Here is a 13,457-nt window from a genome sequence, read left to right on the forward strand (position 1 = left end):
TGGCACCTCGCCTAGGCTCGGTGTGCCCTCACTCCGGCATTGCTCCGTGGGCCCGCCGCGAAGGACCATCCATGGTCCAGCGCGGCTATCCCGGCATCCATGCCGGGATACCCACTACGCAATACCTGCGTTCGGCCATCGTGGTTAACGGGGCGCCGAGATCAACGTCCACCGCGAGGCGGCCTGACAGCCGGCCTGGTTCTTCCGGTCGTACATCCATCATATCTGTGGGAGCAAAGCTTGCTCGCGAGGCGGCCTGACAGCCGGCCTGGTTCTTCCGGTCGTACACCCATCATATCTGTGGGAGCAAAGCTTGCTCGCGAGGCGGCCTGACAGCCGGCATGGTTCTCCCGGTCGTACTCCGATCCAATTGTGGGAGCGAGCCTGCTCGCGATGACGGCTGCCAATACAACTTAGTTGTAGCAGGACTACAGCTATCGCGAGCAAGCTCGCTCCCACAGTGATTACTCGGGCTTCTCTTAGGTCTCGGCTTGCATCATGAATGCCTACCTCGGCTCAACCACATCCAGCGCCCGATTCGCCAGCAACTGCCCCAGTTCGATCATCTGCTGGACCCCTAGCGCGATATGCCGTCGCGAGCCCTCCAGGTCGAATGCCAGATCACTGACCATGGCGTTGGCCGAGGCCAGGGTTTCGCTGAGGTTGGCGAGCAGGCACTCGGCGTCGATGTTCGGAGCGATGACGTAAAGGGTGTCGAGTGTGTCGGATGTTTCTTTGTCGGCTGGCGGCTTGAGGTAGTAGTCCAGAGCGCGGGTGGCGGCTTCGTCGAGTTTCTTGGCGTTGGCCGACTGGGGGCGGGAGGTGTGATTGTCTGGGGGATTCGGTGTGTTCTTCGGCATTCTATGGATCCTTGAAGTTGAGCCACCACTCACTCGCGACTAAACGAGGGGGGGGCAGCTGTACGCAGGTTAGTCGACCGGGGATCCAAGGAACCGGCGCGCCCGAGGGCGCCCTGCGCACAGCCACCATCAAGTGCAGGAATGAGGATACCTGACTGAATGGAGCAATGAGCACCTTGGAATACCGAGCGACTAAACCCGATCACTGATGGGCAGTGACGGGATCAAAAGTACTAATTGGATCCAAGGTGGACAAGCCGGCGGATTCTGGCGCAGTTGTAGGCAGAGGCGCAAGGCGACGTAGCCCGGCCTCGCAAATTTGAAGGACGCAGATCGGGCGGTTTCCCACGAGGTTGTAGGGGGTTTCCAAGCGCTGACAATAGCTGACACCAGCCCAGCGCGTTAGGGCCGTCTGCATCGATGTTGAATGTGCCGCCGTCATCGCGAGCAGGCTCGCTCCCACAGTTTTACCGAGTCGTTCACGGACCTCGCATACACCCCAAATCCCCTGTGGGAGCGAGCCTGCTCGCGAAAGCGGTGGATCAGTTTGCATTGATGTTGAATGGGCTGTGGTCTTCGCGAGCAGGCTCGCTCCCACAGTTTTACCGAGTCGTTCACAGACCTCGCATACACCCCAAATCCCCTGTGGGAGCGAGCCTGCTCGCGATAGCGCTGGGTCAGCTTGCATTGATGTTGGACGGAAACACTTCACCATCGATATGCACACTTATGCAAAACAGCATTTGTCTTCTGCAAAAAGAACCCGCATCATGCGCGTTATGCAAAAACGCAACGTTTCTACCGTATTAAGGGCACTGCTCGATCAGCACGGGATCTCCCCCACGGAGCTTCACCGTCGTACCGGCGTGCCTCAGTCAACCCTGTCGCGGATTCTCAGCGGCAAGATTGTCGACCCTTCGGATAAACACATCTCGAAGATCGCCGAATACTTTGCCGTGAGTACCGATCAGTTGCGCGGGCGCGCGGACATTGCGTCTGCCGGCCATCCGCGCCGCGACGAGCCGCATTCCGAACTCAAGGACATAAGCCTGTGGGATGACGACACCCCCGTCGAAGAAGACGAGGTGTCGGTCCCTTTTCTGCGTGAGGTTGAATTGGCTGCTGGATCAGGAAGATTCGTCATCGAGGAAAGCGAGCGCTCAAGCCTGCGCTTTGGCAAGCGCAGCCTGCGTCATAACGGCGTGCAGTTCGACCAGGCCAAATGCGTGACGGTACGCGGCAACAGCATGTTGCCGGTGCTGCGCGATGGCGCAACGGTCGGGGTGAACGCAGGCAAGTGCGGGATCGGCGACATCGTCGACGGCGACCTCTATGCCATCAACCACAACGGTCAACTGCGGGTGAAGCAGCTTTACCGCCTGCCCACCGGCATCCGTCTGCGCAGCTTCAACCGCGACGAGCATCCGGATGAGGACTACACCTTCCAGGACATGCAGGATGAGCAAATCGTCATCCTCGGCCACGTCTTCTGGTGGGGCATGTACGCCCGTTAACCCCTCCGCTGTCAGATAAAACCCGCCATCGTGCGGGTTTTTTTACGCCTGTGAAAATCCCCTGACCCCTGTGTTTGCTGGGCTTTATGCGCCTATGCATTCGATGCGCATAAATAAATGCATTTACGCATTGACTGTATATGCATCCGTGCATATTCTGTGTCCAAGCCGCTCGACAAAGCGGCTGGCAACGAAGCTCTTTAGTTCCACCAACAGGCAGCGATGAACCGGCCTTAACGGTTCAGAGGGTTGGCAACTGACCCGGGTGTGCAGCGTAAAGCACCAGAAGCAGTTATCCGGCGGGCAGGGACCGCGGTCGGAAAAACAATTTGAATGGATCCGTACCGCGCCAGTCGCGCCGAAAGATCAACTTCCTTCTGGCCATCGGCCAGGGAAGGCGAAGGACCGCATTACTGAAAAGCCCGGTTCACCCCGGGCTTTTTGGAATGCCTACCTCAAGAGACATCGTTTGAACCCAACACACATTTCTCATCCATCACCCCAGGAGGCGTGACATGACAAACGAGCAACAAGCGTTGCTGGACATGCCGATCTGGCTGGTCATCGTGCTCGCCCTGGTGGGCGGCGTGACCGGCGAGATGTGGCGTGCCGACAAAGAGGGCGCCCGCGGCTGGTCGCTACTGCGTCGCCTGGCCCTGCGTTCCGGCGCCTGCATGGTCTGCGGCGTCTCGGCGATCATGCTGTTGTACGCCATGGGCCTGTCGATCTGGGCCGCAGGAGCCTTCGGTTGCCTGACGGCGATGGCCGGGGCGGACGTGGCCATAGGGCTTTACGAACGCTGGGCCGCCAAGCGGATGGGCGTCAGTGAGCTGCCGCCGCGTGATTCCCGTTCCGACCAACATTGATCCCTCGCTGCTGATCTTCGTGCCGCCATAAAAAACAGGAGACCTTGATGCCTGCCGCCCTCGAAAAACCGTCGCAGCTGTTCTTCGCCATTGCCCAGACGCTACGCGCCACTCATCCCACTTTGAAAATCGGCAGCCCCCAGGAGTTCGATGGCACCGACGACCAACCCTGGGTGCTGATTGCCCTCGAGCGTGATGCGTCAGGCAACCGCGCCAACGACGGACGTATCGCCCATGTCCTGACGGTTTCCCTGCAAGTGGTCATGGCCGTTGCGGGATGGGAGGCGTGCGATCTCGCCGGTGAGCTGAAACATCTGGTGGTGGATAACCGCTGGGGGCTGTCGGGCGATCAATGTGATCTGCCCACGGAGATCGATGGCCTTGCATCCACGTTCACCCACGAAGCTCGGGCATACACCGCCTGGACCCTTTCATTTACCCAAACCCTCTACCTCGGCTCGACGCTGCTGGAGGACCCGTTGGGCATCCCGAAATTTGCCCGGACCTGGGAAGTCTCGAACATCGATGACCCGGCTCAATACACCGCACTTGAGGGCTGACCCATGTTTGATGCGCTATTACGGATGCATCTGGGGCCGCTCATCGAGCGTCTGGCCGAGATGGAAACCGAACTGGAAGACCTGCATCGGCGCGCCGACAGTTTCTGTCGCATCGGTGTTTGTCAGGAAGTCGATGCGACCAGCAACACCTGCAAGGTCAGCCATGGCGAATTGCTGACCCCGGCGATCCGTTTTTTCAATCCCAGTGCTGGCGAACAGAGCGAGTCGCGGATTCCCTCCGTGGGCGAGCAGTGCCTGCTGCTGAACCATGGCGGCGGTGAGAGCGGTGGGCAGTCGGTGGCGCTGTTCGGCCTCAACGGCGGTCAATTCCCGCCCGTCTCCACACAGGCATCACTGACGCGCCGCCGCTATCAGGACGGCACGGAAAACGGCTACGACCACGCCAGCCATGTCCTGCACTGGCAAAACGGCCCGACGGCATTCACCGGTTCCCGTGAGTCCATCGACTTAAGCATTGGCCCGGCGAGGCTGGCGATGACGCCGCAGGCCATCGAACTGCAACTGGGCGCCGTCGGCATACGGCTCGACGCGTCCGGTGTGCACCTGAGCGGCCCGGTAGTGGATCACCAGGGGCGCGTCATCAGTACCGCATAAGAGATTTCCTCATGATTGGAATCGATCGAAATACCGGCGCCACGGTCGACGACTGGCTGCAGTTCGTGCAGCGCGCCACTCGTGCATTGACCACGCCGTTGGGCACTCGCCAGAAGCGCCCTCTGTATGGCTGCGCCCTCACGCAATTGCTCGGGCAGAACCTCGGCGATGACCTGCTGATCCTTGCCCAGAGCCACGCGGCCCAAGCGTTCTACAACCCGGACAACGGCATTGGAGACTTCGAGCCGCAGGTCATTGTCGCCAGCCGACAGGGTGCCGGTTTGTTGTTGCGCTTCGCCGGCACCTGGAAAAACCGCAAACAGACTTTCGAGGTGGTGACATGAGCATGTTGATACCCGGCCAGAACCAATTGGCCGAACCGGCAATCGTCACTGTCGAAGCGTTCGAAGACTTGCTCGCAGAGTTCAAGACCTTCGTGGTCGAGTACGTCGCCGCACGCTCTCCCGCCAGCGCGGCGAAGCTGGTGGACAGCCTCGAAAACGAAAGCGAATTGCTGACCCTGGCCCTGGAGGCGTTCTGCGTCCGCCTGCAAACCCACGAACGCAAATACAACGCCCGCATCAAGCAGATGCTGGCGTGGTGGGCCACGGGGACCAACCTCGATGCGCGCCTCGCGGACATGGGCCTCGAACGCCAGTTGCTCGATCCTGGCGACCCGGCAGCATTCCCGCCCATCCCTCCGGTTTACGAGAGCGATGATGACGCCCGCTTGCGCTATTACCTGGCGCCCCATGCCCCGGCGGCCGGCTCGCGCATGCAGTATCGGCGGGAGATTTTTACCCTGGGTGAACGGCCCGTCGTGAAGGTGGAAAACGCCTCGGCCGGTGTCGTGACGGTTACCTACACCTTCAACCCGGATGGCTATGCGGCGCAGGTCAAGGACGGCAATGGACGCCGCACCGCGTCGGGCGAAGTCACGGTCACGGTGCTGTCCCGGGAGGGAGATGGCACACCGTCCGAGACACTCCTTGAGGGTGTTCGTCAGCACTTCGCTCGTCCTGATGTGCGACCGGAGACGGATCACATCATCGTTCAGGCTGCGCAAATCAAACCCTACAAAATCCGCGTCGTGGCGAAGATCAATGCCGGCCCGGATTCGGGTTTGACCCAGGTTGCGGCACAACAGCAGCTGCAGGCGTACGCCGAGGCCTGTCATCACCTGGAGGGCCGGGTGGACCCGAGCTGGATCGACTACACGCTGCACAGCGCGGGGGCGGTTCAGTTGCAGATTCTCGAACCGCTCGAGCCGATTGTGACAACGGCTTTTCAAGCCCCGTACTGCACGGGTGTCGAGGTCGAGGTGGATACGTTATGAGTGACGACACACCTCGCCCCAGCCTGCTGCCGGCCAACAGTTCGCCGCTGGAAAAGGCGCTCGATCTGGGTTTCGCCCGGCTGCTGGAGCGTATCGATCCGCCGTTTCCCGAGTTGATGAACGCGAGCCAGACTCCGTCCGCTTTCTTGCCTTATCTGGCAGCGGATCGCAGCGTCAGCGAGTGGGATGCGGCCGCCAGCGACCTGGAAAAACGTTTGACGGTTTCGCTGTCCTGGCAGATCCAGCGCCAGGCCGGCACTCGCCAGGCCTTGAACCACGCTGTCGAGTCTCTGGGGTTCACGCCCCACGTCACTGCCTGGTACGAACAGCAGCCCAATGCCCATCCCTACTCCTTTGATGTGCAAGCCATCATCGGTCAAGGCTGGGCCAGTGGTGATCACAATCGCTTGATACAGCGAATCAATGCAGCCAAGAGCGAACGCGACCAAGCCACCATCACCGTCGTGCATCAAACGCGCGGCGGCCTGGCAGCGGCGGCGGTTTTGCACGGGCCGTTGAGCGACGGTGAGCTGTTTTTGAGCGGGGCACTGCCGGCACTTGAACTGGGTGCGCGGCTTACTGGCATTGGGATTTCCCAGCGCTACACCATTAACGATTACGACCTCAGGGCGCAGCCATGACAGAAGACATTACGCGCTTGGTTCGCTTCACTTCCGCCGGCCTGGCGGAAGTGTTGCAGGCAAAAAACCAAGGCTTGAAAGGTGAGATCACTCACATCGGTGCCGGTACCGCTCGCTACGATCCCAACGGATCGGAAACGGCACTTCGCAATGAACGGCAGCGTGTGGCGATCGTGGATTACGAAGACCTCGATTCAGGGCAATTGAGAATGGCCGCTTTGTTCGACGGGCTTGATGAATACGAGATCGGCGAATTCGGTTTTTATCTCTCCACCGGCACGCTATTGGCCGTGTACTCGGTGGCTGGAAAGTTGCTGACTTACAAAGCCGCTGCTGCGCGCGTGTTGCAAAAGTTCACGCTGGATATCTCTCCGCTGCCAGCGCAAAGCGTCACGGTGGTGGTTGGGTCTGACAACCTGAACCTTCTATTGAGTGAGGAGATTGCGACGTTGGCTACAGCCAATATCGACAACATGGCGCGGCACCTTGGCCTGATGTTTCGGGTGATGGTGCTCGAAGCCAAATAATCAAATAGCACAAGGAACCTGAATGTGAGTCTGGAAACCACTATCGCGTCGCTGGTATCAGCGGCCAACAACTTGACCACGGCGGTCAATGGAAAAATTGGCAGTATCAATACGACCATGGCTACGGCGTTGGCACAGTTCAACGAATGGCGAAATCTCAAGGATGTAGAGGGCGATCCGGCTGCGCTGGGCACGATTCGTCGCAATGTGCTGCAGGGCCATGTTAATGGGACTGGAGCACCCTATGGCAGCACCGCGCAAGGGGAATTTATTCCTACTGACTTGGGTGCCAGCACGAATGTATATATGCACTTCAAGGTGCCGTTGAACATCAATGTCAACTCGGAAATGTTCTGGTTCAACATCAAGGGTTATAGCTACGGCACCGCGAAAATCATCGACGAAACTTTGGTGGGATACTGCTATCAACCGACTCGGGTTCTGCAAAGCGTTTCGACCTTTGGCAACATGACGCCGGCGGTTTATGTCGATACGAACGGCAACGTTGTCATGCGAATTCTGGTCCCCAATGTTTACTACACCACCATAAGGATTGACACGATGCGCGTGGGCAATGGTCGGTTGTTCAATCAGGGCGACTTGAAAACCAAATTGTCATTGGCCGATACCGTCGTTTTCAGTAAGGAATGATCATGTCTGATACCTCCACCACCGACACGCCTGCACTTCCACTCGCCGTGCCTTCGCGTGAAGTCGAATGGGCGGCCATTCGTACACGCCGTAACCAGCTTCTGCGTGAAACGGATTTCACCCAACTGCCGGACTACCCTGCGACAGACGCACAGCGAGCCGAGGTTAAGGCCTACCGCCAAGCCCTGCGGGATATCCCCGAGCAGCTCGAGGACCCATCCAAGTTGGTCTGGCCCGTGCTACCGACCTTCGTCAAGTAACCCCAACCGCGACAGCGGTTTTTTTTCGCCCGCAATAAGCCCCGTGATGGGGCTTTTGTGTTTTTCGCGTATGGAGACGCCGTAGATGCCCATTCGTAAGCAATACACCGTGCTGTTGCCATTCCCTGCCGGCGGCGGCCACTGGTCGAGCATCGGCCAGAAGCTCGAACTGCTGGATGTGGAGGCTAATGCCTTGCGCAGTGCCGGTCGCCTTGAGCTGACCAGCGTCCTGGAGGCGCACAAACAGGCTGTCGACACGCAAGCCATCCCAACCCAACCGGCCAAAAAGGCCACCACCAAAAAGGCTGAATAACCATGGCTGAGGTTTTGAACTTCGAGCACAACGGCATCACCGTCAATGCCACTGAATCTCCCGAGGCCATGGGTGGCCTGGGTGATAACGTCATCGGTCTGGTCGGCACCGCGCCGAATGCCAACCTGTTGATTCCGAAAAACACCCCATTTCGCATCAACAGCTTCACCACTCAGGCCCAGTTGGACCCGACCGGTGCTGAGGCGGGGACGCTGTTTCAGGCGGTTTACCAGATCCTCAAAGTGGTCAAGGTGCCGGTCTACGTGGTCATCGTCGAAGAGGGTGCCACACCGGCCGACACGCAGAACAACGTGATTGGCGGCATTGAGGCCGAGACCGGGCGCAAACTCGGTCTGGCGGCGCTCAGTGGGGTCGCTGAAGACCTGACCATCATCGGCGCGCCAGGCTTCACCGGCACCAAGGCGGTGGCGAGCGAGTTCGCCTCGTTCGGCAAGCGCATCAAGGCGCGTGTGGTGCTCGACGGCAAGGACGCGGCGGTTGCTGACCAAGTGACCTACAGCCAGGAACTGGGCGGCGCGGACCTCGGTTTCGACCGTTGCCTGGTGGTGCACAACATGCCGGCGGTCTACTCGAAAGCGGCGAAGAAAAATGTCTTCCTGGCGCCGTCGAGCCTGGCCATCGCCGCGCTGGCCAAGGTCAAGCAATGGGAGAGCCCGGGCAACCAGGTGACCTACGCCGAAGACGTGTCGCGCACCGTCGAATACAACATCCTCGACACCTCCACCGAAGGCGATCTGCTCAACCGCTACGGCGTTTGCTACTACGCCCGGACCATTCTCGGTGGCTTCTCGCTGCTGGGTAACCGCTCCGTCACCGGCAAGTTCATCAGCTACGTCGGCCTTGAAGATGCCATCAGCCGCAAGCTGGTGAAAGCCGGCCAAAAGGCCATGGCCAAGAACCTGACCAAATCCTTCATGGACCAGGAGGTCAAGCGCATCAACGACTGGCTGCAAACCCTGGTCGCCGACGAAACCATCCCCGGCGGCAGCGTGTACCTGCACCCGGAATTGAACAGCGTCGAGAAGTACAAGAACGGCACCTGGTACGTGGTCATCGACTACGGCCGCTACGCGCCGAACGAACACATGATTTATCAACTCAATGCCCGCGATGAAATCATCGAGCAGTTCCTGGAGGACGTTCTCTAATGTTTACCAACCGCGTAAGACAGGCCATCGCGGCCACCCTGCAAGGCCTGCCGTTGTCGGCGACGGTGGAAGAGTTCAGCCCGCCGAAGATCGAATTCGACATGGAGGCGATGGTCGGTGGACGCTTCATTGCCGAAGAAATGGCCAAGAGCGGCAAGGTGCTGAACGCTACCCTCGTACTGCAAGGGGCCGGTCCGGAAATCATGCTCGCCCTGGGTGTGCAACTGGGCGATGACATTCTGCTGAACGTGCGTGAAGCCGGTCAGGATCAGGATGGCAACACCTGGTTCACCTACCACACCGTCGGCGGCAAGCTCAAATCCCTGGAAGAGGCCAAGCTGAAGATGGGCGACAAACCCACCACGACACTTGAGCTGGCCTGCCGCACCTACAACCGTCTCGAAAACGGTGTCCCGGTGATCGACATCGACGTGCGCACCCAGAAGTTCGTGCTCAACGGCGTCGACATCCTCGGCGATGCCCGTCGTGCGGTGTTGTTGCCCTAAGCAAATGCCTGGCAACTGAACGCAATCCGGTGGGAGCGAGCCTGCTCGCGATAGCGGTGTGTCAGACACCTTGATGCTGGGTGTACCGCCGTCATCGCGAGCAGGCTCGCTCCCACAGGTTGCGTCCTCCACTGACCGGCACCGCGCAACTTCCCATGATTGACCAAGGAATTCACTTCATGTCCTGGACACCTCCTGTTCACGTCTTGCTGTCGCCGATCACCGGTGATGACGGGGCGCAAATCGAGCAGCTTCAGCTCAAGCCGCTGCACTACGCCGCACAGAAAGACGCCCTGGCCCGTGCCGGCGACGATGAGGACGACCAGTTTTTCGAGCTGGCCAAATTGGCCACCGGCCTGTCGGTCAAGGAGCTGGATCAGCTCAAGCGCCCGGACTACGTGAGCATCGCGCAATACGTGCACGAAATGTCCACTCACCCGACGTCCCACTTTCTGGAATCGACGGATGGCGCAGCAGTCGACCCCGACCAGGTGCAACTGCTCCAAACGCTCAACGTCGCTGGCCGCAGCCTGACCTCGCTGACCCTGGAAATGCCCGTGCTGCGAGCGACCAAGGCGATGAAAAAACTGAAGACGGCCAAGGAACGCGCCGAGTTCATCACCGCCCATTGCACCGGCCTGATGATTCCCGATCTGGACCTGCTGACCGTGCCCGACTGGACACAGCTTCAGGTACGCATCGACGATTTTTTAAACAAACCGGCGGACTTCTTTCGGAGCGCGACATCGAAGTGATCCTCGATGTGGTGCCGCTCATTTACCCGGTAAGTGAAGCGGAAATTCTGGAGTGGGACGTCGGCAAGGCATTACGTCGTTACGACATCGCGATGACTCGCCTTGGCGTGAAAAAGGAGTAGGGCCGGATGGCGGACGATAAATATTCGCTCAAATACGCAGCCTTCAATGAGAGCGGGCTGGCGTTCGGTAATACCAGCCTCACGAGTGGTGTGGCAGCGCAAGGTGCGTTCGCCGGGGATCAGCTGCTGAGCCTCGATCGGGTGCTGGACAAACTCGGGCTCAAACTCGGGTTGCTGACCACGGCGATCGAGTCGCTGACCGTGAAACTGTCGGCGCAACGATTGTTCTCCCAAACGATGGGCGCCGGCGCCAAGGGTGAGTCAGCCAGTGAGCCCAAGGGGAAGTCGGGTGGCGGTATCGAACCACCGGCGCTGCTCAAACCTGCGATAGCGATGGATTCGGCCATGGCCGATCTGAAAAAGGCCAGCCAATTCGGACCGCGCCAGATTCAACAGGTGGCTGAGTCAACCCCGCAGATCGCCACCGCACCGCTGGTGGCGGGCGGGGGCACCACGGCGGTTGAAGTGGTGAGGATGCAAAGCCTGGCGGCCAGGAAAGGCATCGGTAGCGATGTGCACGATGCCTCGGAGCGACAGTTGGTCCTGTCGAACTTCGCCTCGGATGCTGGCGTCACCGCGGCGGCGTTCGAGATGCCGGCCATGAAGGCCGCCGAAATGCTGGCCGACTGGCGCATCTCCATGAAGCTCAGCGGCGCGCAAGCCTTTGACCTGGCGGATGCCGCTAACCAATTGGGCAAATTACCCAACGGTGCGAAAGCGGCTGAGATCGGTGCGGTCTTGCAGCGTGAAGGTGCCGCTGCGACGACGGCGGGCCTGGCCCCTGCACAAGCCGCCGCGTTGACGGCGGCATTGCTCAATACCGGTACCCAACAAGCTGAAGCCGGGGTGGCGCTGGATAGTTTCACGACGGCCCTGGGCAAGGGTGACCAGGCCTCCGCCACCGAGCAAACGGCCTGGAAACAGCTGGGTCTGGCGCCCACGGCGGTGGCGAGCGGCTTGCGTGACAAGGACACGGCGTCTGGCACGGTGATGACGGTGCTGGCGGCCTTGAACGCGCAACCGGCCGACAAGCGCTCGGCCCTTTCCGCCACGCTCTTCGGCAATGGCGATGAGGCGGTGCTGCGCATGGCGCAGAAACTGCCTGATGTGAACGCAGCCTTCTTGCAGGTGAAAGACCCAGGCCAATATGCCACGTCGCAATTGGGCAACGACGGCTCGGTGCGGCAGGACGCGTTGGCGCTGTCGAAAACCCAACAAGGCCAGCTGAACATCCTCAACGCCCGTAGCGAGCGTTTGTCGGTGGCTACGGGAAATGCCCTGATGCCTTCGGCGGATACCTCCTTCCAGTGGCTGGGTTCGCTGGCCGATGGCATGAGTGAATTGGCTGAATCCTCACCTAAAGCCACCGCTGCAATTGTGCTTGTTGCCGCGGCGATCAAACCGCTGGTGGGTGTGCTGCTCAAGGCCGTAGTGGATGAAATGTCCAGTCAGGTGGCCAAGCGAGTGCTGGGTAGGGCCGCCCCGCACCTTCCCGGCCGATTGGGTGAGGTGATCTCCGAAGATCTCAGAAATCCTCGTGTGGGCAAGCTGGATACAAGCAATGCCAACCAGCGTCCCGAATCCACGAGAAGGCCACGAGGCTCACAGGGAGGCGCAGGGCGTTTTTCACTCGCGCCAACGGCCTCATTGCGCTCGATGACTCGCAAGGCGCCCGGCCCGTTGAAAGTCGTCGGCGCCGTCGCTGATGTAGCCGAGGGAGTGCTCACCGGCGACAAACGGATGATGGGCGCAGGCCTGGGAGCCGCAGGTGGCGGCTGGGCAGGCGCTGCCGCAGGTTCCGCGGCCGGTGCCGCTTTGGGCAGCGTCGTTCCGGTGATCGGCACTGCCATTGGTGGGCTGATCGGCGGACTGCTGGGCGGTTGGTTGGGGAGCGATGCCGGGGCGTCTCTGGGCGAAAAACTCGTCGCACCCACCGACAGACTCGCCGCTCCAGAGCAGGTCAGCAAAGACCTGACCAGCACCCCGACAAGCACTCATCAGAACACCATGACCGCAAACATCTACATCAACGGCCAGGACCAGGCCAGTGCCAGTCAGTTGGCCAACCTGGTTGTGCAACAGCTCTCGGGCCAGTTCGGCCTGACAACCATGCCCAACTCACTCGCCATGCGCAGTGATGCGGCGCTGACTGACGGAGGTACGTGATGCGTCAGCAAATGGCACTGGGCAGTTTCATTTTCGGTCTGTCCAGAAACTTCGCCTACCACTCCTTGGTCCGCACCTCGGATGGCGGTTGGAAAAGCATCGACATCCTCACCAGCAAACCCAAATCCAGTCAGGTCGGTCAAGGGCTGCAAGCGCTGACGATCACCGGCAAGTCGATGTACGCCACTGCCATGGACCGACTCGATGAGCTGCGTGCATTACAGGCCCGACGCGCTCCGGTGCCGTTGGTTGACGGCATCGGCCGCAACTGGGGCCTATGGCAGATCAACAAGGTGTCGGAAACCCAGACCGAGATCATTGATGACGGCACCGCGATGGTGGTCGGCTGGGTGATTGAATTGACGGAGTTCGCCAATGCGTAGGGTTCGAAGTATCGCCGGTGATTCGGTGAATCTGTTGCTGTACCGCGAGCTTGAGCGTTGTGACGATGCCGCCGAAGAGGCGCTCTGGCGACTCAATCCGAAGCTGGCCGAGTGGGGGCCGGTATTGCCGGCGGGTGTATGGATTGTCCTGCCGGAAGTGGATCTACAGCCCGTCGCACCCACACCGGTTTCGGCCTGGGATTAAGGAGGCAA

The 13,457-nt window shown here is 60.1% G+C and carries 18 protein-coding genes; 17 read left to right on the forward strand and 1 reads right to left on the reverse strand.

The window, feature by feature from the left end; translation table 11 throughout:
- Window positions 1–506: 506 nt before the first annotated feature.
- The gene (locus tag GSM73_RS04200) at window positions 507–860 is read right to left on the reverse strand and encodes a DUF6124 family protein (RefSeq protein ID WP_160891656.1); all 354 of its coding nucleotides are present in this window, start codon (window positions 858–860) and stop codon (window positions 507–509) included.
- 779 nt (window positions 861–1,639) lie between these two features.
- Between GSM73_RS04200 and GSM73_RS04205 the strand changes: the two genes are divergently transcribed.
- The 17 genes from GSM73_RS04205 (at window position 1,640) to GSM73_RS04285 (ending at window position 13,449) form a co-directional block, all read left to right on the forward strand.
- Window positions 1,640–2,374, forward strand: a complete 735-nt coding sequence (locus tag GSM73_RS04205) for an XRE family transcriptional regulator (protein ID WP_047230040.1) — start codon at window positions 1,640–1,642, stop codon at window positions 2,372–2,374.
- Between the two features lie 515 nt (window positions 2,375–2,889).
- Window positions 2,890–3,240, forward strand: coding sequence for a phage holin family protein (locus GSM73_RS04210; protein WP_047229987.1), 351 nt, complete (start codon window positions 2,890–2,892; stop codon window positions 3,238–3,240).
- Window positions 3,241–3,287: 47 nt separating this feature from the next.
- Window positions 3,288–3,800: a hypothetical protein gene (locus tag GSM73_RS04215; RefSeq protein WP_160891658.1), complete on the forward strand. Its 513-nt coding sequence runs from the start codon at window positions 3,288–3,290 to the stop codon at window positions 3,798–3,800.
- Between the two features lie 3 nt (window positions 3,801–3,803).
- Entirely contained in the window at window positions 3,804–4,415 is a 612-nt protein-coding gene (locus tag GSM73_RS04220) for a phage baseplate assembly protein V (RefSeq protein ID WP_107321581.1), read from the forward strand.
- 11 nt (window positions 4,416–4,426) lie between these two features.
- Entirely contained in the window at window positions 4,427–4,759 is a 333-nt protein-coding gene (locus GSM73_RS04225; RefSeq protein WP_076386161.1) for a phage baseplate protein, read from the forward strand.
- The gene (locus GSM73_RS04230) at window positions 4,756–5,751 is read left to right on the forward strand and encodes a baseplate J/gp47 family protein (RefSeq protein ID WP_160891660.1); all 996 of its coding nucleotides are present in this window, start codon (window positions 4,756–4,758) and stop codon (window positions 5,749–5,751) included. Before GSM73_RS04225 ends, GSM73_RS04230 begins: the two co-directional genes overlap by 4 nt.
- The gene (locus GSM73_RS04235; RefSeq protein WP_160891662.1) at window positions 5,748–6,392 is read left to right on the forward strand and encodes a phage tail protein I; all 645 of its coding nucleotides are present in this window, start codon (window positions 5,748–5,750) and stop codon (window positions 6,390–6,392) included. The genes GSM73_RS04230 and GSM73_RS04235 overlap by 4 nt, the downstream gene beginning before the upstream one ends.
- Window positions 6,389–6,919: a hypothetical protein gene (locus GSM73_RS04240; protein WP_160891664.1), complete on the forward strand. Its 531-nt coding sequence runs from the start codon at window positions 6,389–6,391 to the stop codon at window positions 6,917–6,919. The genes GSM73_RS04235 and GSM73_RS04240 overlap by 4 nt, the downstream gene beginning before the upstream one ends.
- A gap of 24 nt (window positions 6,920–6,943) precedes the next feature.
- Complete coding sequence (locus GSM73_RS04245; RefSeq protein ID WP_160891666.1) at window positions 6,944–7,570, forward strand: hypothetical protein; 627 nt, start codon at window positions 6,944–6,946, stop codon at window positions 7,568–7,570.
- A 2-nt stretch (window positions 7,571–7,572) separates the two neighbouring features.
- Window positions 7,573–7,830 (forward strand): tail fiber assembly protein, encoded by a 258-nt coding sequence (locus GSM73_RS04250; protein WP_160891668.1) that lies wholly within the window; start codon window positions 7,573–7,575, stop codon window positions 7,828–7,830.
- A gap of 85 nt (window positions 7,831–7,915) precedes the next feature.
- Entirely contained in the window at window positions 7,916–8,143 is a 228-nt protein-coding gene (locus GSM73_RS04255; RefSeq protein ID WP_122565427.1) for a hypothetical protein, read from the forward strand.
- A 2-nt stretch (window positions 8,144–8,145) separates the two neighbouring features.
- On the forward strand, window positions 8,146–9,312 hold the full coding sequence (locus tag GSM73_RS04260; protein WP_160891670.1) for a phage tail protein: 1,167 nt from the start codon (window positions 8,146–8,148) through the stop codon (window positions 9,310–9,312).
- Window positions 9,312–9,818, forward strand: a complete 507-nt coding sequence (locus tag GSM73_RS04265; protein ID WP_047229996.1) for a phage major tail tube protein — start codon at window positions 9,312–9,314, stop codon at window positions 9,816–9,818. Before GSM73_RS04260 ends, GSM73_RS04265 begins: the two co-directional genes overlap by 1 nt.
- Window positions 9,819–9,997: 179 nt before the next feature.
- The gene (locus GSM73_RS04270) at window positions 9,998–10,573 is read left to right on the forward strand and encodes a phage tail assembly protein (protein ID WP_160891672.1); all 576 of its coding nucleotides are present in this window, start codon (window positions 9,998–10,000) and stop codon (window positions 10,571–10,573) included.
- A gap of 128 nt (window positions 10,574–10,701) precedes the next feature.
- Window positions 10,702–12,861, forward strand: coding sequence for a phage tail tape measure protein (locus GSM73_RS04275; protein WP_160891674.1), 2,160 nt, complete (start codon window positions 10,702–10,704; stop codon window positions 12,859–12,861).
- Window positions 12,861–13,244: a phage tail protein gene (locus GSM73_RS04280; RefSeq protein WP_047230000.1), complete on the forward strand. Its 384-nt coding sequence runs from the start codon at window positions 12,861–12,863 to the stop codon at window positions 13,242–13,244. The genes GSM73_RS04275 and GSM73_RS04280 overlap by 1 nt, the downstream gene beginning before the upstream one ends.
- Entirely contained in the window at window positions 13,237–13,449 is a 213-nt protein-coding gene (locus tag GSM73_RS04285) for a tail protein X (RefSeq protein ID WP_047230001.1), read from the forward strand. The genes GSM73_RS04280 and GSM73_RS04285 overlap by 8 nt, the downstream gene beginning before the upstream one ends.
- The last annotated feature ends 8 nt before the right edge of the window (window positions 13,450–13,457 follow it).

Origin of the sequence: Pseudomonas sp. PICF6, from assembly GCF_009831705.1 — a bacterium.
GTDB classification, from domain to species: Bacteria; Pseudomonadota; Gammaproteobacteria; order Pseudomonadales; family Pseudomonadaceae; genus Aquipseudomonas; species Aquipseudomonas rhizophila.